The sequence below is a fragment of the Cohaesibacter intestini genome, from assembly GCF_003324485.1.
Classification (GTDB): Bacteria; Pseudomonadota; Alphaproteobacteria; order Rhizobiales; family Cohaesibacteraceae; genus Cohaesibacter; species Cohaesibacter intestini.
Genome location: NZ_QODK01000005.1, coordinates 26976 through 45508, shown reverse-complemented (window position 1 = coordinate 45508; position 18533 = coordinate 26976). Strand labels below are relative to the sequence as shown.

General features: G+C 53.2%; 17 protein-coding genes and 1 pseudogene. 8 read left to right on the top strand and 10 right to left on the bottom strand.

Annotation, left to right across the window (positions count from 1 at the left end):
* Nucleotides 1-6: 6 nt before the first annotated feature.
* From DSD30_RS16855 to DSD30_RS16835, 5 genes are all read right to left on the bottom strand, one after another.
* A complete protein-coding gene (locus DSD30_RS16855; RefSeq protein ID WP_114010911.1) occupies nucleotides 7-1254 on the bottom strand; it encodes a Zn-dependent hydrolase in 1248 nt (415 codons plus the stop codon).
* On the bottom strand, nucleotides 1251-2456 hold the full coding sequence (locus DSD30_RS16850) for a diaminopropionate ammonia-lyase (protein ID WP_114010910.1): 1206 nt from the start codon (nucleotides 2454-2456) through the stop codon (nucleotides 1251-1253). The genes DSD30_RS16855 and DSD30_RS16850 overlap by 4 nt, the downstream gene beginning before the upstream one ends.
* Before the next feature lie 133 nt (nucleotides 2457-2589).
* The gene (locus DSD30_RS16845; RefSeq protein ID WP_114010909.1) at nucleotides 2590-3630 is read right to left on the bottom strand and encodes a TRAP transporter substrate-binding protein; all 1041 of its coding nucleotides are present in this window, start codon (nucleotides 3628-3630) and stop codon (nucleotides 2590-2592) included.
* Between the two features lie 44 nt (nucleotides 3631-3674).
* Nucleotides 3675-4958, bottom strand: coding sequence for a TRAP transporter large permease (locus DSD30_RS16840; RefSeq protein WP_171022110.1), 1284 nt, complete (start codon nucleotides 4956-4958; stop codon nucleotides 3675-3677).
* 3 nt (nucleotides 4959-4961) lie between these two features.
* On the bottom strand, nucleotides 4962-5480 hold the full coding sequence (locus tag DSD30_RS16835) for a TRAP transporter small permease (RefSeq protein ID WP_198663007.1): 519 nt from the start codon (nucleotides 5478-5480) through the stop codon (nucleotides 4962-4964).
* 125 nt (nucleotides 5481-5605) lie between these two features.
* Between DSD30_RS16835 and DSD30_RS16830 the strand changes: the two genes are divergently transcribed.
* Nucleotides 5606-6454, top strand: a complete 849-nt coding sequence (locus DSD30_RS16830; protein WP_114010908.1) for a MurR/RpiR family transcriptional regulator — start codon at nucleotides 5606-5608, stop codon at nucleotides 6452-6454.
* A gap of 94 nt (nucleotides 6455-6548) precedes the next feature.
* Here the strand turns inward: DSD30_RS16830 and DSD30_RS16825 are convergent, their stop codons facing one another.
* On the bottom strand, nucleotides 6549-6974 hold the full coding sequence (locus tag DSD30_RS16825; protein WP_114010907.1) for a VOC family protein: 426 nt from the start codon (nucleotides 6972-6974) through the stop codon (nucleotides 6549-6551).
* Between the two features lie 69 nt (nucleotides 6975-7043).
* On the opposite strand from DSD30_RS16825, the gene DSD30_RS16820 reads away from it, so the two are divergent.
* Nucleotides 7044-7634 carry a TetR/AcrR family transcriptional regulator gene (locus tag DSD30_RS16820; protein WP_114010906.1) on the top strand — a complete coding sequence of 197 codons (591 nt, stop codon included), beginning with the start codon at nucleotides 7044-7046 and terminating at the stop codon, nucleotides 7632-7634.
* A 752-nt stretch (nucleotides 7635-8386) separates the two neighbouring features.
* Nucleotides 8387-9766: a hypothetical protein gene (locus tag DSD30_RS16815; RefSeq protein ID WP_114011119.1), complete on the top strand. Its 1380-nt coding sequence runs from the start codon at nucleotides 8387-8389 to the stop codon at nucleotides 9764-9766.
* Nucleotides 9767-10029: 263 nt separating this feature from the next.
* Here the strand turns inward: DSD30_RS16815 and DSD30_RS16810 are convergent.
* The 3 genes and pseudogenes from DSD30_RS16810 to DSD30_RS16800 all read right to left on the bottom strand — a co-directional run.
* A pseudogene (locus DSD30_RS16810) lies at nucleotides 10030-10149 on the bottom strand (IMP dehydrogenase); the annotation flags it as partial.
* A 20-nt stretch (nucleotides 10150-10169) separates the two neighbouring features.
* Nucleotides 10170-10661, bottom strand: a complete 492-nt coding sequence (locus DSD30_RS16805; protein WP_114010905.1) for a bacterioferritin — start codon at nucleotides 10659-10661, stop codon at nucleotides 10170-10172.
* A 317-nt stretch (nucleotides 10662-10978) separates the two neighbouring features.
* On the bottom strand, nucleotides 10979-11542 hold the full coding sequence (locus DSD30_RS16800) for a hypothetical protein (RefSeq protein WP_114010904.1): 564 nt from the start codon (nucleotides 11540-11542) through the stop codon (nucleotides 10979-10981).
* Between the two features lie 125 nt (nucleotides 11543-11667).
* On the opposite strand from DSD30_RS16800, the gene DSD30_RS16795 reads away from it, so the two are divergent.
* The 5 genes from DSD30_RS16795 to DSD30_RS16775 all read left to right on the top strand — a co-directional run bounded on the left by DSD30_RS16795 (nucleotide 11668) and on the right by DSD30_RS16775 (nucleotide 16392).
* Entirely contained in the window at nucleotides 11668-12309 is a 642-nt protein-coding gene (locus DSD30_RS16795) for a hypothetical protein (protein ID WP_114010903.1), read from the top strand.
* Nucleotides 12310-12322: 13 nt separating this feature from the next.
* The gene (locus tag DSD30_RS16790) at nucleotides 12323-12958 is read left to right on the top strand and encodes a hypothetical protein (protein ID WP_114010902.1); all 636 of its coding nucleotides are present in this window, start codon (nucleotides 12323-12325) and stop codon (nucleotides 12956-12958) included.
* An 83-nt stretch (nucleotides 12959-13041) separates the two neighbouring features.
* Nucleotides 13042-13980, top strand: a complete 939-nt coding sequence (locus DSD30_RS16785; RefSeq protein ID WP_114010901.1) for an ABC transporter permease — start codon at nucleotides 13042-13044, stop codon at nucleotides 13978-13980.
* Nucleotides 13981-14847: an ABC transporter permease gene (locus DSD30_RS16780; protein ID WP_114010900.1), complete on the top strand. Its 867-nt coding sequence runs from the start codon at nucleotides 13981-13983 to the stop codon at nucleotides 14845-14847. It abuts the gene before it with no gap.
* A complete protein-coding gene (locus DSD30_RS16775; RefSeq protein WP_114010899.1) occupies nucleotides 14848-16392 on the top strand; it encodes an ABC transporter substrate-binding protein in 1545 nt (514 codons plus the stop codon).
* Between the two features lie 654 nt (nucleotides 16393-17046).
* On the opposite strand, the gene DSD30_RS16770 is transcribed toward DSD30_RS16775, so the two are convergent.
* Nucleotides 17047-18111, bottom strand: coding sequence for a tyrosine-type recombinase/integrase (locus DSD30_RS16770; protein ID WP_114010898.1), 1065 nt, complete (start codon nucleotides 18109-18111; stop codon nucleotides 17047-17049).
* Nucleotides 18112-18533: the final 422 nt, after the last annotated feature.

The window sequence follows — 18533 nt, the reverse complement described above, 5'->3', positions numbered from 1 at the left end:
ATCCTTCTATTCTTCTTCGGCCTTGGAAAGCACTGCTTGCAGCAGCACATTGGCACCGGCCTGCAATTGATCCGGTGTCGTATATTCTTTGATATTGTGGCTGATGCCGCCAACGGAGGGCACAAAGATCATGGCCGTTGGGCAATCGGGCGCAAACATCTGCGCGTCATGCCCAGCACCTGAGGCCATGCGCCGGACGGAATAGCCCTGATCCTTGGCCATGCTTTCGATCAGATCGACCATGCTGTCATCGAAAATGACCGGTTCGAACCGGGCCAATGTGCGTGACGTGATCTCCACGCCTTCGCTCTCTGCGATCGTCTCTATTTTGTCCGTCAGGCTTTTCTCGGCTGCTTGCAGTTTGGCTTCGTCAATGTTGCGCAGGTCGACTGTCAAGCGTGCCTTGCGGGCGATGACATTGACAAGATTGGGGTCCAGTTCGGTGACGCCGACGGTGGCGACTTGATCCTCGCCGATCTCGCCCGCAACAGCGCGTGCGGCGACAGATATGCTGGCGGCGGCAAAGCCAGCATCATGGCGCAGGCGCATCGGGGTGGTGCCCGCATGGTTGGAGACGCCGGTGACAGTATATTCGGTCCAGCTGATCCCCTGCACACCGGTCACGGCGCCGATCTCTAAGCCTTCTTCCTCAAGAACCGGGCCTTGCTCCACATGCAGTTCAAAGAAGCAATGGGGCTTGATATGCCCCGGTTCGGCCTCGCCAGCATAGCCGATGCGGGCAAGCTCATCGCCGACCACAAGGCCATCGGCATCCGCTATTGCCAAGGCTTCTTCGAGTGGCAGGCTGCCGCGATCCACGGCACTGCCCATCATGTCGGGTGCAAAGCGTGAGCCTTCTTCATTGGTAAAGGCTGCCACGACAATGGGACGGCGGGGCACATAGCCACTGTCTCTGAGCACCGAAATCACTTCCAGCCCGGCCAAGACGCCAAGATTGCCATCATAAAGGCCACCGGTTGCGACCGTGTCGATATGGGAGCCAATGACCACTGGGGGCAGATCTTCCTGTCCGGGCAACAGGGCCATCATATTGCCGATCTTGTCGATGGAGACCTCAAGGCCCAGTTCACGCATCCATCCAGAAACCCGATCCCGGCCGAGCTTGTCGGTGTCGCTGAGCGCCAGTCGACACACGCCTCCGCCCTCCAGAGCCCCATCCTGTCCCAGCGCTTTTAAGCGGGATAGAAGGCGATCAAGGTTGATGCGCATATTGCTAAATTCAGCTTGTGTCATTGTGCCAAAATCTCCGCGGCAGAGTGTCCGACGATGGTTTTGTAATTGTCCGGATCCGTGTCGCCTTCGCTGCCGATGACGAAAATCCGGCTGTCTGGCCCGAGGCCAAGGCGGGCTCGCATGTCTTTGTCCTGCGCACAGGCGATGAAACCGGCCAGACCTGATATGCCGGTTTCTCCGGCCACGATGGGGCGGGCATCGGATCCCTTCTTTGCCAAATAGGTCATCAGGATGGGGACCGCTTCGTCGGTGATGGTGACCATGTGGTCGGCACCGGTTTGCAGAATTTGCCAGGCGATCATCGAAACCTCGCCGCAAGCCAGCCCTGCCATGTCGGAATCGATGTCTCCCGTCACGGCCACCGGCTTGCCTGCGACAAGGCTTTCATACCAGCAGGCGCATTGATCCGGCTCGACAATGACCGTAATCGGGCGCTCTGTGCCATAGGCTTGCCAGAAGCGGGCCGCGCTGGCCGATGCCAGACCGCCGACCCCGGCTTGCAAGAAGAGATGCGTGATGGGTGGTTGGTCCTTAAGCTGAGCCAGCGCTTCATCGACGACCAGCATATAGCCTTGGGTGACGTCGCGCGGGGCCGCCGCTGCATCCTCGTTCAAACTGTCTGCAGTGTCCGGAATGACGTGCCAGCCTTCTTTTTGTGCTGTCACGGAAGCCAGACGAACCGCGTCATCAAAACTGCCATCCACTTCGCGGATTTCGGCGCCATAGGCGGCGATGGCATTTTTGCGCTGCTCACTGACCGAGGCGCAAACAAAAATCACGCATCGACAGCCATACATCCGTGCGCCCCATGCGACAGAGCGGCCATGATTGCCGTCGGTGGCGGCTGTCACCGTCATCTCGGCTGCATGGGCCTTTGCCTCATCAGAGAATAAGTCGAGCGGCTGCTGTCCTGTCTTGTTGGCGATGGTGCGCGCCAGACAGCGGCTGACGGCATAGGCACCGCCCAAGGGCTTGAAGCTGCCAAGGCCAAAGCGGGTGGATTCGTCCTTGAAATAGATGGTGCCAACATTGAGTTCGTCTGCCAGATTGGACAGGCTTTTGAGTTCGGTCGGCGCGTAGCCCTGCCAGCCATGGATGACGCTGCGGGCCGTGGCCAGACCATCCGCTTCAAACGGCATGGTTGGCAATTGCCGGGCAGCGCTGGGGTTGCTTGCGGCTCTTTTGAGGGAAATGGAAGGCATGATGGGGTCCGAGGGTTTGTTCGGTTCTTTTGATTTTGGCCCGGTGTCGGATGCAAAGTGCAAAAAGCAGAAAAACCGGTGGGGGAGGGTGAGACGGCCGACTGATGCCCGCCGTCTCGCGTCTTAGATAGGATTATTTTACGTTTTCGATCTCAGCCAACATGGCTTCGAGCATGGCGGTGCCTTCTGCGCCAAATTTTTCTTCGATCAGCTTGCGCACGGCAGGCTGTGCGGCTTCAGCGAATTTGGCAGCTTCTGCAGGGGAGACCGCATTGACTTCCATTTTTTCCGCCAGCTTCGGCAGGCCCTTGCTGGAGGCTTCGATGATGCGGGAGGTGCCACGGCCTGCTTCGGTTGCCACTTCGGTTGCCCAATCAACAATCGCTTTGTGTTCAGGCTTCAGATTTGCGTAGAATTCGCCATTCATGAACCACAGATATGGGGTGATGACATGGTTGGTGATGGAGAGATATTTCTGGACTTCGTCAAATTTGGCGAAGGCGATGACCGGAATCGGGTTCATCTGGCCATCAGCGACGCCGGTTTGCAGGGCGGTATAGACTTCGGCCCAAGGCAGAGGGGTTGCCTGACCGCCAAGGGAGTCAATCATTGCCTGATGGGTTGGCAGGGTCATGGTGCGGATGCGCAGACCTTCCATGTCGGCGACGGTCTTGATTGGCTTCTTGGAGTTGGTGAAGGCAAAGAAGCCGCCTGAATCCAGCATGGAGAGGGTTTTCAGGCCGGTCTTGGCGTCGAGATCGGCTGCAAATTTCTTGCCGAAGTCACTCTGCAACGACATGACCTTGTTGGAAACAGCAATGTTGGGGAAGGCGAACGGGATGTCGAAGACACCAACCAGCGGATAATGCTGGGCCACGCCACCGGCGGACGAGATGCAGCTCTCGACAATGCCATCACGCACCTGCTGGATCACTTCATTGTCTTTGCCCAGCTGGCCGTTGGGGAAGAGTTTGACTTCGATCTCGCCACCCGATGCGGTCTCAACGAGAGACTTGAAGACAGCGGTCATGGCACCGGAATGGCTTTCTGTCGGATCAGCCGGATTAAGATGGCCGATGCGGATGGTGACGTCGGCGGCGAGTGAGGAGGAAACCATCAGGCCCAATGCTGCGGCACCCAGGGTGAGCGACTTAAGGGAAGGAAGGAAAGTCATTGCTTGCTCCGTTGGTTGGAAGAGGATTGCGTACTTTTTTTGGTTTATTGAATGCCCAGCAGCCGCGGCACGAACAAAGTCATGTCTTCCCAGAAGGCAACAAGCATCAGGATGATGACTTCCGCCAGAAGGAATGGCCAAAGGGATTTGGAGATATTTTCGATTTTTTCCTTGGTGACCGAAGCCAGCACAAACAGGCAGGCGCCAACCGGTGGTGTCATCAAGGAAATATTGAGCGCCAGAATGATCATGATGCCCGCATGAACCGGGTTCATGCCGATTTCTGCCGTCAGGGGCGCCAGAACCGGGGCCAGAATGATCAGGGTGGCGTTGATATCCATGAACAGGCCGATGAAAAGCAGCATCAGGACGATCATGCCGATGATGACCTTTGGATTGTCCGAGACCGTCAGGAAGAAGTCGGCGATGGCTTGGGGGATCTGGTTGTAGGTGAGCCACCAGCCAAGGATGGAGGCCGACGCGATGATCAGGAAAATCACCCCAGTGATGCGGGTGGTCCGCACCATCATTTCATACAGGTCCTTGAAGGTCAGTGCGCGATAGATGACGCCGCCGACAAACAGCGCGTAAGCCACCGCGATGGAGGCGGCTTCGGTCGGGGTGGCAATGCCCCCTAGAATGGATCCCAGAATGAAGACGGGAAGGACGAGGGCAAGCAGGCTCTGGCGAAAGGCCTTCAAAATGGCCATCAGGCTTGGTCGTTTGCCGGATTTGGGCAGGTTCAGCTTTTCGCCAAGGGCAGCAATCACGGCCATGCAGATGAGGCAAATGAGAAGGCCGGGCAAAATGCCTGCCGCAAACAAACCGGCAATGGAGACGCCCATCAGTGAGCCATAAATCACGGCAAGGGTCGAGGGGGGAATGGTGGGGCCGATGATCGATCCTGCCGCCGTGACAGCGCAGGCGAATGGCTTGGAATAGCCCTGCTTGACCATGGCAGGCACCAAAGTGTTGCCAAAGGCGGCGGCATCAGCGGTGGCGGCGCCGGTCAGCCCGGCAAACATGACCGAGGCGACCATGTTGGAATGGGCCATGCCACCTCTTAGCCAGCCGACCAGAGCGTCTGCGAATTTAACAAGATTGTGGGTGATGCCCGAGCGGTTCATGATCTCGCCTGCGAGGATGAAGAAGGGCATAGCGAGGAACGGAAAGAGGTCGAGCCCGGCAAACATGCGGTCCGGTGCCATGGAGAGGAACTTGCCGCCCCCCATATCCATGATGCCCACCATGCCGGCAATGCCAAGCACGAAGCCAACCGGCATGCCGATGGCGAGGAGGCCAAAAAAGGTTACAGCTACCAAAATCATCGCTTAGATCTCCACGCGTTCGGCGGCGGTCACACCGTCATCGGAAAAGAAGTCATGCATGGCGACCAAAGCGAGCTGGACACAGGCAAAGGCAGCAGCGAGAGGCACGCCCATAAAGGGCCATCCCTTGGGGATCTGGGCAATCATCGTGAAACGGGAAAATCCACGTTCGACAAAGCCAAGCCCGTAGAAGAAGACCATCGCGAAGAAAAGAAAGGCCAGCAGATCAAACAGAACCGCCAGCCATTTACGCGCTTTCGGCGGGAAGCGTTCGAAAATCACCAGCACGCCGATATGCTCTCTGTGCGATATTCCACTCGAAACTGCCAAAAGAGCCATCCAGATCATCAGATAACGGGCCAGTTCTTCGGTGAATGTCCAGCCCAGCGGCAGGAGGTAACGGACCAGGACGCCCAGCCAGACATCCAGAACCAACAGGATTAGAAGAGCGACACAAAGCCGCTCGACAAACCAATTCAGGCGCCGGCTCCATGAAAGAGCCTTCGTGGCATAAAGATCCATAACGCTGTTCCCGGTCTTCTTTTGTACTTTGCAGAAATACTGAAACTGATGTATCGAAATGTCAATATTGATTGAAACGTCAGTTTCAAATAAAGTGTTGATGAAAAAAATTGAAAGAGGCCGAAATGGGCGATTCTCGCGCAAAATCAATCGAAGTCAGAATTCATGAACACTATGAGCAACTTCCTGATTCCGAACGGAAATTAGCAGATGCAATCTTGGAATCGCCGGGGGATTTGAGTTTGTATACGGCCACCGAGTTGACGTCGCTTGCCGGCGTATCGAAGGCTGCTGGAACCCGTCTGTTTCGCCGCTTGGGATTTGCCAGCTTCGATGAGGCCAAGCTTCTGGCGCGCGAGACAACCCATTGGGGCTCCCCCCTCTATATGGAAAGCAAGGCGCCGCAACATATCCTTTCGGTGGCCGATTATCTGGCCGAGGAAACCTATCTGTTGCAGTCAAGCCTGATGCGGCTCAATCCAGAAGATGTGGAGGTCGTGACAGAGCGGATTGTTGCAGCGAGGCGGATCTATTTGCTCGGCTACCGCAACAGCCATTTTCTGGCCAATTACTTGCGATGGCAATTGTTGCAGTTTCGCGGCGATGTCCACTTGCTACCGACGGGTGGAGAAACAATGGGCGAATATGTGGGAGATTTTCTGGAAGAAGATCTGCTGATTGTTTTTGCCTTGAGGCGGCGGCCCTCTCGGCTGGAGACCATTCTGAAGGCCGCCAAGGAAAAGGGCATCCAGATTCTTCTGCTCACGGATCCCACTGCGCGTGGATTGCCCGGTTTGGCCAGTTGGACATTTTTCACCGAAGTGGAAACCAGTTCCACTTTGGATAGCGCTGGTTCTGCGCTCAGTCTGTCGCGCTATCTGGCGCTCGTTAGTCTGCAAAAGGCCGGGGCCCGCGGCAAAGCGCATATGGAACGGATCGAGCTTCAGCACGAAATACTCGGGGAGTTTGAGTAGTTGCGGCCGGGTCTGAACTGAACCGGATTCTGGGCTTATGGTATCTATCGCATGCGAGGCCCGGATGGTGCGTTCGAGCCTCGCTGTGCATTGGTCAGGCGGGCAGAGCGTCGGTGGCATACTGATCGACGAACTGACCAACAGGGGGAATTGGCTTGATCACATCGATGAGGACCCCGTTTGGATCGCGCGTGATGAAGTGTCTTTGGCCAAAGGCCTCATCCGTCAGGGGTTTCAGAAGGGGTAGCCCCGCCTTCTTAATGCGCTCGAATTCGGCATCAACGTCCTCGACCTCGAAGTTCAGGATCAGGCTTGCCGTGGACCCACGCCCCTCGGCGGGGATCGTCTCGTGATCGCCTTTCAGGATTGCGATGTTGACCTTGGGGTCCTCGCTTGACTGGAGATGGCAGTACCAGTCCGCATCGAAGCTGACCTTGAAACGGAAGTTGTCGACATAGAAAGCCTTCGTTGCCTGAACGTCCTTGGTTTGGATGACGGGATAATATTGCGTGCATTTCATGTTGCTTCTCCCTTGTGTAAAACATACAGTCTGTATGTATATACCTCAATAAACATACAGGCTGCATGTATGCAACAAAATTCTGTAATCCGCTCCAACAAAGACCGCACCGAAGCAACACGTTCGGCGCTGCTGAACGCGGCCAGACGGCTATTCGCAGAAAAAGGCTATGCTGAAACCTCAACACCGGAGATCGTCAGGGCTGCGGGCGTGACACGCGGCGCGCTCTACCATCACTTTGAGGACAAGGTGGCGCTCTTTCGGGCCGTCATCACGCAAGAATACCGGGCGGTTGCAGAGGAAATTACCAGATCGGCGAAGACAGAACCGGAAGCGGCCGTGGAGGCTCTGAAGCAAGGCAGTCGCGGCTATCTCAAAGCAATGGCCGACAAGGGGCGCGTTCGGATCATGCTCCGTGATGGCCCGGCTGTGCTTGGACAAAGGGAGATCGACCAGATCGACCGAGAAACGTCGGCGGATACGTTGCGATTGGGTCTTGCGGCAGCAATGGAGGCCGGTGAGATCCAGCGACTGCCGCTTGATGCCTTGACCATTCAATTGTCAGCCCTTTTCGACAGGGCGGCCTTGGCCATTTCAGAAGGTGACGATCCCAACAATCACATCGAGGTGCTCGACGCCATCTTCTTGTCGCTCAAGTAACCGCTCGCTTTGCATGCTGGCGGAGCTCAGGGAAATGAGAATGACGGTCAATTCAGCGGATCGTCACCTGACCGCTGAGCATGCTGCGGTTGGTTTGAATGTTATGTCGGGATCGGGCTGAGTGTCGCAATACGGGCTATGTCAGACTGATCTTTGAAAAAAGCTCGGAAGATCGTTTCGACCCGGGCCAATTCAATTATGCGTATCACGAAGTAGCTGCGTTCGTTTATCTGATCGCATTCATGAACAGGTGCAGCGATCCATGTATGACTGCCCTACTATCTCAATCTCGCTGTATTCCATCCCAAGAGCGTGGGCGATTGCATCATGGTCGATGTGGTGATCCCTGCCAATGTGAATGATGGCAAGGCTGGCTGCGATGTGGTACCAGACAGAGCTGGTCAGGTGGCTTCCCCAGTCCAGGCACTCGACGGAAGCGCAGCAAATATGTAGGGTCAAAGGCGGGTGTGCGGACGAAGGAGACCTTCACGGCGGTGCAGCAATTTCTAGTGTTCCGAAAATGTATCAGGCCGTTTTGGTGGGAAGTGGTCATTCGTTTCGAGTGCAAGATCCTTGATGTTGCCAGCTAAATAGGCCAACTGATACACATTTTCTCCTTCTCGTAGGTCAACCAAAGCTTCATTATCAACAACATTGGTCTGTTATGTTCAATCAATACACCCAATAGTTGACCGAATAGGCTAAACTCTGCTCCTATAGCTTGTGAAAACAGATTTTACAGGAGGATGGAAATGAGTGCGGAACAGTTACCCGAATATTTGAAGCAAGGTGAGCCTGCTCGACTATTTCCTGTTCTTTCAACAACCTCCAAAGAAGGACGAACAACCTCCATTGTATTGTCTTGCCTATGCAAAGTAGATGAGTTCGGCGCACAACTTCTGGCATCAGTCGGACAGAGAGTTGGAAAGCGAGCGACTATTGATGCTTTCACCGAAGTCGTTTTCCAAAACCAGTCATCTGAAATTGGAGATCGGCCAGATGGATTGATGGTGTTGAACGTTGGAAAACGGCAATGGCGTGCGCTAGTGGAAGCCAAGGTAGGTAATAATGACTTGGATCCAGACCAAATTGAACGCTATCGAAAGCTCGCTAAGGATAACGACATCGATTGCGTAATATCTATTTCCAATCAATTTGCGACTTCACCAGACAGTCACCCGGTCGAGCTTATTCGAAAAAGCAGATCAAAAGTACCAGTCTTTCATTGGTCATGGATGCACGTCCTGACAACTGCTGACTTGCTAGTTTCTGGAGGCGGCATTGCTGACGTTGATCAGTTGTTGCTGCTTAATGAGTTACGTCGATTTTTGACCCATGATAGTGCCGGCGTTAAAGGTTTTGAGCGTATGCCAAAAGAGTGGGGAGAACTAAACAAACTTGTTGCAAGTGGTGGTGCGATCCCAATGAAATCACCCGTAGTACAAACCGTTTTGGAAGCATGGCACCAAGAAACCCGTGACTTGTCCTTGATTCTTAGCCGAATGACGGGAATGGGTGTATCAGAGAAGTTACCACGAAAGCACATGGGGAACCCAGCCCAGCGACAAAAGGATGAACTGGCCGAACTAAGAGATGGTCACTGCCTAAAATGCGCTCTCGCTATTCCCGACGCAGCCGCTCCAGTTGAAGTCACTGCCGATCTGATGAGACGTTCTATCGACATAGGAATGTACCTTAGAGCTCCCGATGATAAAAAATCGACCAAAGCTCGCCTAAACTGGTTATTACGGCAAATAAAGACAGCAGAAGTAGACGGCCTCCATATTCGCTTGCTTTGGCCAGGAGCCAGCGAACCGACCCAACATCTTGTTAGTGAGTTACGACAAAACCCAGACCTAGCATCTGAAACAAAAGAACACCTTGTTCCGCACGGATTTTTTGTTTTCCTATCGGAAAATGTGGGTGGAAAGTTTACTCAACAGATGAACTTCATCGTGGAGCTGGAAAGAATTGTTCCCCAATTCTATGGAGAAATAGGAGCCAATTTGGCTGCTTGGATTCGTAAAGCACCTCAGATAAGGTCAGAGCGTGCAAGTGGTCAAGATGTTTCACCTATTGGCCTTGCAGAAGAAGCCGATAGTTTTGAACCAAATGTTGCCTCGATTGATTAATTGGGAAGTGTACTGAGCAACATTGCCAGTATTGCTGAGATTTCGACGAACAGCAGCTTTTAGTAAAGTTAAGTCTCTGCCACAGGTGACAGTTGAAGCTCGACTCAGGAGCGCGATTTACGGGCAATACTTTCGCACATGCGAAAGGGACCTCCATTTCCAATGTCCAACTCGGCCTCATTCACGACCTTAGGTACCAAAATAGAAAGCCAATAGAATCATGGGCTCATTGACCTAAATCCTATTGGCTTTTAGCGTTGAAAGAGCGAACCGACCATGCCCACCATTGCTCCACCCGCCAGAGCTTTGGCCAGATCGCTCGAGAATTTGATGCCACCATCGGCGATGGTCGGCACGCCAGCCTCTGCCGCAGCAGCATCACTCCTCCGAACGCTCTGCCCCCTTATGCGTCTTCTTCGTCTTCATCACCGGTCGACATGAATTTCGCAGAATAGGTCTTCTCACCCAGCCGCTCGATCAAATCAAGCTGCAACTCAAGCCAGCCCTTGTGCCCTTCTTCATCCAGGACGATTTCTTCAAACAGGGCTTTGGACCCGATGTCGCCGATGTCATAGGCCAGTTTGGCCGCTTTGGTGTAGCTGACGATGGCATTTTCCTCATCTTCCAGATCCGCCTTGAAGAGATCGACAAGGGATGTATGCAGAACAGGGGGTTTCTCAAACTCGATACGGGGCGTGCCTTTGAGATATAGAATGCGCTCGATAAACCGGTCAGAATGTCCCCATTCTTCGCGCATTTCCTTGCGCATTTGGTTGGCCAGCTTACCCAGCCCCCAATCATCCAGCAGCTGAGCATTTAGCTGATACTGATGGGCTGCACTCAATTCCATTTGCAGAGCTGTGTTCAGATTTTCAATGGTCTTGTCGTTGGTCATCGTGCGTCCTTTGCATCGCATTCGGTTAGCAATAGGTCAATCCTCTTGCCTCATCACAGGTGGCTTTCAGAACCAGTTTTCAAGAGCCGTCCCTGAATGGCTTTTGGGACCATTTCATAGAGGCCTTGTTGAAGGGCAGACTTTTCACTTCGTCATGATATTAGGAATTTAACCTAAACTTTTCAATTGTTTAGATCAAAGCAGTCGATTTGCCGCAGGGCCAGACACCCAATTTGACAACCAAAATGCTGCAAGAAAAGGCAAGCGAAACGGTGAGACCTATGACAGGGCACACAGCCAGACATAATTGAGCAATTTTATTGGCTCAGAATTTTCACATTGAACAGATCGTCTGGGCTCGTCGCCATAAGCCTTGAAATCAGGTCCTGTTTGAAGGATTGATAGGCACTCTGTTCAGAAACATCCCCTTTGCGTGGCTGAAACCCTCGCACCATGGTGCGAAATTCCTCGGTGAAATAGCCATCCACGGGCCATAGGGCAATGCGCTTTCCTTCATATTCGAACTCATAATAGAAACGCCCGATCAGCGCTTCCGGGGCTTGTTCTGGAAGCCCTTCGGTTTTGATCGTGATGTTCCCCGCATTGCGGGTGCTGCCGCGCAGAACAAGCTCAATGATATCAGTCACTCCGGGGCCGGGGAAACCTAACTGCACTTTCAGTGCGTTTCTTTCGATCAGGCCGTCATTGGCCAACTCAGCAGAAGCCTTTTTCAGCATCTGAAACATGAGAGCCGCGGCAATGATCTGATCCGGTCCGGCATAGCGGATGAAATCCTGTCGCGTGAAAGAAAGGGGGCAATCTCCCTCTCTTAGATCCACTGTCGGTGCCTGACGGTCTGCAATGCCGTATGGATTTTCCATTCGAGTGATATCCCCTATCGTGGTTGACAAAAATTGAGTTTTGGATACAAGAATACCGATAAATAATATGAGTCATGAACTCAAGATAAATCTTCCCGTTTCAACGCTCTGCTGAAAGAAAGCCAATGGCAACCACTCAAGGTCGTTTTCTGTTTGTTGACAACACTGCTGTGGGATTGGCTGCCCTCCCGCCCCCCTTGGCACGCCATCGGGTCGATATCGTGCAGCAATACGAGATCGATCGCCTGAACTGGGCGGTCTATGACACGATCATTCTGACCATCCATTCCGATCAGATTCATCTGATCGGCTTGAAGGACAAGTTCGAAGGCTATCTGGCATGCGGCGGGACGGTCCTGTTCAACGGTCATGTTGTGCAGCCATTCCTGCCAGAATTCAGGCTCTTTCAGCCGCTGCCAAAGCGCGGCAGAAACGATCTCCTTGTGCATCGCGAAGGGGATCATCCTGCGTTCGATGGCATCACTGGTGAAGTGTTGTCATTCAGAAAAGGCGTATCTGGTTTTTATGGGCGAGGCATGAATCCACCTCCCCAAGGCGCCATTGTCATCAATAGCATCGGTTCGGACCATTGGCCGCTTGACTGGATTGTCGAGCGCGAGAGTGGGGGGCGCATTTTCGTTCATGCCGGCAATGATATCTGGGGTTTCCTGATGATCGGTTCACCGGAAAATCTGTCCCATGTTCAACATTTCTTCGACTGGTTGAGTGAGAGCTCGAACCTGAAAGATACGATCGTAGCTGCTTGAGAAAGACTTTGTCATGAAGACAATCGCGCACGAGAATCAGAAGACATCCATCGCTGCGATTGATGGTGGATTTTCTTATCACCATCAATCCTTACGGTGTGAGCCGTTTGCAAACTTCTTCGATGAGATCATCTATATCCGGGATGTCCCTGTCACAGATCTGACCCAGTTCGAAACGCTCATTATTCCGTGCCGAACGAATGCGTTTCATCTCGCACCGCTATCTGAGCAGTTCCAACGCTACATGAAAGCCGGTGGCCGGCTGGTCGTGATGGGGGAAACCTTTCCTGACCGGTGGTTGCCTGACGTCAGTTTCACGGGCATGGACACGAATTTCTGGTGGTGGCTTGAGAAAGGGGCAGATCTTGGTGTGCGTATTGTGGACACAAATCACCCCATGTCGGCCCATGTCACCAAGGAGGCCGCGACTTGGCATCTGCACGGAACACTGGATCCCCTGACCGAGACCCAAACATGTTTGATCGCCACACAGAATGGCGAATGTCTGATGTTTGAAGATGTATCCAGACATGCACCGGGAACGCTGATCGTCACCACACTTGATCCATTTTATCATCATGGCAGCCATTTCATGCCTGCGACGACGGCTTTTCTGGACAAGTTCCTCACGTGGCTTTCAGAAGGTTAGCAGCGGATCTGGACAAAGCAATTATAATATGAGTATAAAACTCAAGAATATTTTGTCCTTTGTCTCCAGAACCGAGATGTCTCATGGCGATCCAACTTTTCCAGCGTCTCGTTCAGGCGGAGATCTTGCTGTTTGTCATCTCGATTGTCGGGTTTGCTTTGCTGCGGCTGCTTCCGGGAGATTTCGCAGAGGTGCTTCTGCTTGCTCAGATGGACGGAACCCTGCCGGATCAGGCCGCTGTTGCGCAATTTGCACAAGACAATGGCTTCAATGATCCCGTGCCGCTTCAATATTGGCGCTGGCTGTCAAATGCGTTGGGTGGAGACCTCGGGCAATCCTTCATTACGGGCGAGGCCGTTTCGCGTGATTTGGCCCTGCGCATTAGCCGTTCGCTCATTCTTGGTGTTACATCGCTGGCGACAGCAATGATTCTGGCCATTCCAATTGGCTATTTCTGTGCCACCCATACAGGTGCTTGGATCGACAGAGCCTTGACCGCGCTGAGTGTGGTGGGCATGTCCATTCCCAATTTTTGGCTGGCGCTATTGATGGCGTTGTTCTTCTCGCTTTTTCTTGATCTTTTGCCCAGTTCCGGCCATGGCACACTGGCGCATGTGGTTCTTCCGACCTTGGTTATTGCAACGTCGGTCACCGGCATCATTGCCCGCTTTGTCCGCTCTCGCCTGCTTGATGAACTGTCTCAGGACTATGTGCGCACCGCGAACGCCAAAGGCATGAAAAGGCGGCGCATCCTCTGGCACCATGTGGTGCCCAATATCTTGCCCTCGACGCTTACCCTGACCGGACTGCAGTTTGCCCGGATTTTCGATGGCATGATTGTGGTCGAGACCATTTTTGCCTGGCCCGGGATCGGCAGTCTGCTGGTTGAATCTCTGTTTAACAGGGACTATCCGCTCATCCAGATGTGCTTCCTTGTGATCGCGTCAGGCTATGTCGTGATCAATCTGGTGGTCGATTATCTGATCACATTGATCGATCCCAGAGTGCGGGGAGCCATATAGATGCTCCGCAAAACCCTAGGCATCAATTTGCAGACCCGGTCCTTTTCAAGATGGACCGGATTGAAGGCTCTGTTGATCCTTGTTGTGGTGCTCGCATCGATCGGGACACCGGTGTTTACCCCATACGACCCCTATGCGATTGACATTCTGAACCGGCTTTCAAGCCCTTCCTTCATCCATTGGCTCGGTACGGACCAGATGGGAAGAGACGTCTTTTCCCGCCTCCTGCATGGTGCCCGGATTACGGTTGGCAGCGCCCTGCTTGTTGTCCTGTTTGCAGGTGGCATCGGAACACTCATCGGTGCGCTGTCTGGCTATCTGGGCGGTCTCATGGATAAGTGCGTCATGCGCCTTTGCGAAGGGATGTCGGTCCTTCCGGCACTGGCCATTACCATGGTCATTGCCGGCGTTCTGGGTCTTGGTCTGTGGGCGGTCATTGTTGCGCTGATCTCGGTGCACTGGACCGAATATGCCCGACTGGTACGCAACATGGTGATGGTGGAAAAGGCCAAGACTTACGTTGCAGCAGCAGAAAGCTTGGGGGCAGGGCGCTTTCGGATCATCCGGCACCACCTACTGCCCAATATCGCCGGACCGCTTCTCACCGTCACGGCCTTTTCCATGTCCTGGGCCATTCTCTCTTTTGCAGGGCTCAGCTTTCTTGGCCTTGGCGTTGAGCCGGGTACGGCCGAATGGGGCCGGATGATTGCGGAATCCCGATCTCACCTGAGGTCTCACCCTCACCTCGTTCTTGCTCCCGGTCTGGCCATCATGGCGCTTGTCATGGCGATCAATCTGTTCGGAGACGCCTATGGCGACCGACTCCGGGGCACACACACAAATCCACTCAAATCACGGAGAACATGAATGAAAATCAGGTCATTGTTTAAAGGGGCGGCGACAGCTTTGCTTGCTGTTGCAGCATTGGCGGTGCCCCTATCGGCCAGCCATGCTGAACAAGGGGACCGCACCCTCACCGTCGCGACCATGTGGGAAGCGTTGCCGCTCTCCATGAAACCACGCAGAAGCCGCTTCTTTAATGAAAGCGAGATTCTCGACACCCTGATCAAGCTCGACTTCGACATGAAGCTCATTCCCGGTCTCGCGACCTCCTGGAAAAGAGAAACGCCAACGCGTTGGTCCTTCACGCTTCGCGAAGGTGTCAAATTCCATGATGGCAGTGACTTCAACGCGGCCGCAGCAAAATACTCGCTGGAACGCGTCATTGCACTTCTGCCTTACGCCTCGGATCTGCTGAATATCAAGGCCATTACGGCTGTCTCGGATGCTGTCCTTGAGGTCGAAACCAACGCACCCTTCGCAGCCCTACCCAATCAATTGACCGATGCAATCACGGTCATCTATGCCCGCGCGTCGTTTGATGACAAGGGTGCGTTTGTCAAACCGGTCGGCACCGGCCCGTGGCAATTTGTCGATTATAAAAAGCAGGACCGAACCGTGGTCGAACGGTTCGACGGCTATTGGGGAGACAGTCCGGCTCTGGACAAAATTGTGTATCGCTTCATTCCCGATCACAATGCGCGTGCCCTTGCGTTGGAGACGGGGGAAGTGGATTTCGTCGTGCATCTGTTGCCATCCGATGTTCAACGCATGGAAGCAGACGACAAACTCAAAGTGTATAAGGAACCAAGCGCTGGCCTCTATTATGGTGCCTTCAATGCAGGTGAGATGAGCCCACTGTCCGACAGCAAGGTGCGACAGGCTCTGAACCTGCTTGTTGATCGTGATCTGTTGGTCAAGGGTGCTCTCGACAATATCGGCAAGCCTGCCTGGAAATTCTTCCCGGCTGCGTTCCCTTGGTCCTCGGACAAAGTCTCCAGTTACAGATTCGATCCCGAAGCGGCTGCCGTTCTGCTGGCCGAGGCAGGCTTTGAGAAGGTCGATGGCGTTTGGTCCAAGGACGGGGCGCCGCTTGAGTTACGTATCGTCAGCTATTCCAGCCGTGCCGAAATGTCGGTGATTACCGAGACGATGGCCGCTCTGCTGGCGCAACATGGCATCAAGTCCAAGATCGAATTGTTCACCTGGGCGGGCATGCTCGATAAGGTCAAACAAGGCGCCTATGATGTCTCGGTCGTTTTCTGGACACCGGAAATGACCGGTCATCCGGACTTGCATCTGAAATCCCAATTCCACTCCCAAGCTGGCCTCAACTATCAGAACTGGTCCAATCCGGAGTTCGATGCGCTGGTGGACAAGGGGCGCGGCCTGGACGTTGGACCAGACGCCATGGACGTCTATATCAAGGCACAGCAAATCCTGCAGGAGGATGCGCCGATCATTCCTCTGGTGCACAAGATCTATGTAGCAGCCTCAAACAGCGGGGTTGAAGGATACAAGGTTCACCCTTCGGGCTTTTTCTACAATTTCAAAGCCGTTAGCAAGAAATAGACGATGAAAGTTAGAGTTGGCACGTGGGCTCATTGCTCGTGTGCCAATTTTGTCTTTGCTGACTATCGCCTTGATGAACGGAGTCAATGCAAATACAGGCCTTGTCGAAACTCAAACACCATCGGCATGCATTAAAAACACACCTCCGAAAGCTGTTGAATCCATGAGGAATGCAGCCTATGGAGACACAATTCACGGCGTTTTTCCTAGCTCTAGCTGACACTCCATCCTTACCAAGCGTGCAAAGGACTAGGAGCGGACCCTTGCTATATATTATCATGCAAGAACGCCCACCCAAGTCCAAGTTTTGCAATCGCGGCTGATTCCGTTGAAGAAGCGTAGATTTTTTGGGGAGACCAGACACGATGTGATGTGCTCCCCACCTTTCCCTCGTTTGGGAGGTAAAGATTTCTGGTATTGCGCGAGACCAGTAGGCAATGATTGCGACAACCGAATTCCAGTTACCTGTCACGTGCAAGAAGCCCGGCAGGTATTTTGTTTGTAGCCCTACAGGAACCCGATTGTCCGGTTGGGTCGCGTTTTCATCTAAGTCATTGAAATAATTGGCGCACCCGAGAGGATTCGAACCTCTGGCCTCTGCCTTCGGAGGGCTGCGAGCGACGCTATTTTACTCTTATTTATCAACATTTTATTCTATTCCTCGTTTTTCTGTACGGGTGTTGTACGAATTGCAGTCAACACCTTTTCCGTACTTTCTTCGGCATGAGCGTAGGTTTTGAGGAACAGCATGGGGTCTGCCCAGCGGCCATATTCAGTGCAGGCTTTAAGGTCCACTCCTTTGCGAGTGAATGTTTCGGTAGCAAATCCATGGCGACCAGCTTCGTGGCGTGTAAGTCTAGTTATGTTGGCTCTTTCGCAAGCGCTGTTCCATGCTTTGGTTGGGCCGTCCTTGGAGGCGTAACCGAAGACACGCAGGTTTTCCGGCTTCTTCGCCCAGCCTCTTGGGGTCTTGGGTTCGAGAGATCTGAGAAGATTTGCAAGCGTGTCGTCGATTTCAAGTTCTGTTTCAGAATGACCTTTGGCACAAGGGATCATGACGATGTTCTCATCCAAGCGCGAAAGATGGTATGGGGTCATGGCTGTCGCTTGTCCGACCCGCGATGCTGTCTCAAACATGAAACGTGCAAGGACATAGAGAGTGGGTGAGGCGGTTGTTTTGAACGCCGCCAGCCATTCGCGTGACCCTGGTTTTTTGGGAGGGCGGCTTTGTTTTCCGCGCTTCTTGTCTTGAGTCACCCGCTCTAGATTGTTGAAGCCGTCAAACTCAATTTTATGACAGCGTCCTGTCGAGGTAGCAGTTCTGGCTATTTTTTTAAGAGGAACCAGAATCCAGCGACGCCATGTGTCAGTGGAGTTGTTTGGTTGAACTGTTCTGCATATCTCCCTAATAATCTCAGAGTTCAGATCGTTAATGCGCTTTTTACCATAGAGTTCGACAACGGGCACTATGCGCTTCGCTGATTGGGGATCAAGGTCGGTTAGCAAAGCAGCTTCTTCTAGGGTGATTGGTGGCTGCTCATCACCGAAGTGGTAGCGCCTTAATTCTAGCTCCGTGCGGTTCCGGATCCAGTCTTCTGCGCCAGCCTTTTCAGATGCGCCAGTGCTTTCGCGGATGTATTCGGTGATGGGCCGGTCATTGAATTCGACCCGACCTTTTGCCCACCATGTCTTGCCACGTTTGTAAGCTTTGAGCGGCATGTTGCATTCTCCATTAAGATGACATCAATTTGTTCAGGAAGCAGAATCAAATCGCGGCCAATTCGGGCACCAATGCTGAGCCGATTTGCTTTGGCGGCAATTGTCTTGGCGCTTACTGATCTGCCATGGCTGGCAAATACAGCGGCCCATTCATCTGGAGTTTTTCCGTGCGTTATTAGGCGCGGTGCATCCTGATGTAACAAACCCAATTCCTTTGATTCTGATCCTGATGGCATTGTTCAACGGCTCTTCTTCGATGTTGGCCGAAGCAATTTTCTGTTCGGCGGCATCAGCGAAGTGAGTCCGTTTGAAAAATTTAAAAATAATTTTTCTCGATTTTTTATTCAAGTTATTGAATTAATTGACTTAAAAAATTCAAATGGCCCGATTTTGCTGGAGCTGAAGAGGTGAAATTCCTTGAC

Bases quoted from the DNA above. Each gene is read 5' to 3' on its own strand.
- DSD30_RS16855 (WP_114010911.1), bottom strand. From the start codon at position 1,254: ATGACACAAGCTGAATTTAGCAATATGCGCATCAACCTTGATCGCCTT.
- DSD30_RS16850 (WP_114010910.1), bottom strand. From the start codon at position 2,456: ATGCCTTCCATTTCCCTCAAAAGAGCCGCAAGCAACCCCAGCGCTGCC.
- DSD30_RS16845 (WP_114010909.1), bottom strand. From the start codon at position 3,630: ATGACTTTCCTTCCTTCCCTTAAGTCGCTCACCCTGGGTGCCGCAGCA.
- DSD30_RS16840 (WP_171022110.1), bottom strand. From the start codon at position 4,958: ATGATTTTGGTAGCTGTAACCTTTTTTGGCCTCCTCGCCATCGGCATG.
- DSD30_RS16835 (WP_198663007.1), bottom strand. From the start codon at position 5,480: ATGGATCTTTATGCCACGAAGGCTCTTTCATGGAGCCGGCGCCTGAAT.
- DSD30_RS16830 (WP_114010908.1), top strand. From the start codon at position 5,606: ATGGGCGATTCTCGCGCAAAATCAATCGAAGTCAGAATTCATGAACAC.
- DSD30_RS16825 (WP_114010907.1), bottom strand. From the start codon at position 6,974: ATGAAATGCACGCAATATTATCCCGTCATCCAAACCAAGGACGTTCAG.
- DSD30_RS16820 (WP_114010906.1), top strand. From the start codon at position 7,044: ATGCAACAAAATTCTGTAATCCGCTCCAACAAAGACCGCACCGAAGCA.
- DSD30_RS16815 (WP_114011119.1), top strand. From the start codon at position 8,387: ATGAGTGCGGAACAGTTACCCGAATATTTGAAGCAAGGTGAGCCTGCT.
- DSD30_RS16805 (WP_114010905.1), bottom strand. From the start codon at position 10,661: ATGACCAACGACAAGACCATTGAAAATCTGAACACAGCTCTGCAAATG.
- DSD30_RS16800 (WP_114010904.1), bottom strand. From the start codon at position 11,542: ATGGAAAATCCATACGGCATTGCAGACCGTCAGGCACCGACAGTGGAT.
- DSD30_RS16795 (WP_114010903.1), top strand. From the start codon at position 11,668: ATGGCAACCACTCAAGGTCGTTTTCTGTTTGTTGACAACACTGCTGTG.
- DSD30_RS16790 (WP_114010902.1), top strand. From the start codon at position 12,323: ATGAAGACAATCGCGCACGAGAATCAGAAGACATCCATCGCTGCGATT.
- DSD30_RS16785 (WP_114010901.1), top strand. From the start codon at position 13,042: ATGGCGATCCAACTTTTCCAGCGTCTCGTTCAGGCGGAGATCTTGCTG.
- DSD30_RS16780 (WP_114010900.1), top strand. From the start codon at position 13,981: ATGCTCCGCAAAACCCTAGGCATCAATTTGCAGACCCGGTCCTTTTCA.
- DSD30_RS16775 (WP_114010899.1), top strand. From the start codon at position 14,848: ATGAAAATCAGGTCATTGTTTAAAGGGGCGGCGACAGCTTTGCTTGCT.
- DSD30_RS16770 (WP_114010898.1), bottom strand. From the start codon at position 18,111: ATGCCGCTCAAAGCTTACAAACGTGGCAAGACATGGTGGGCAAAAGGT.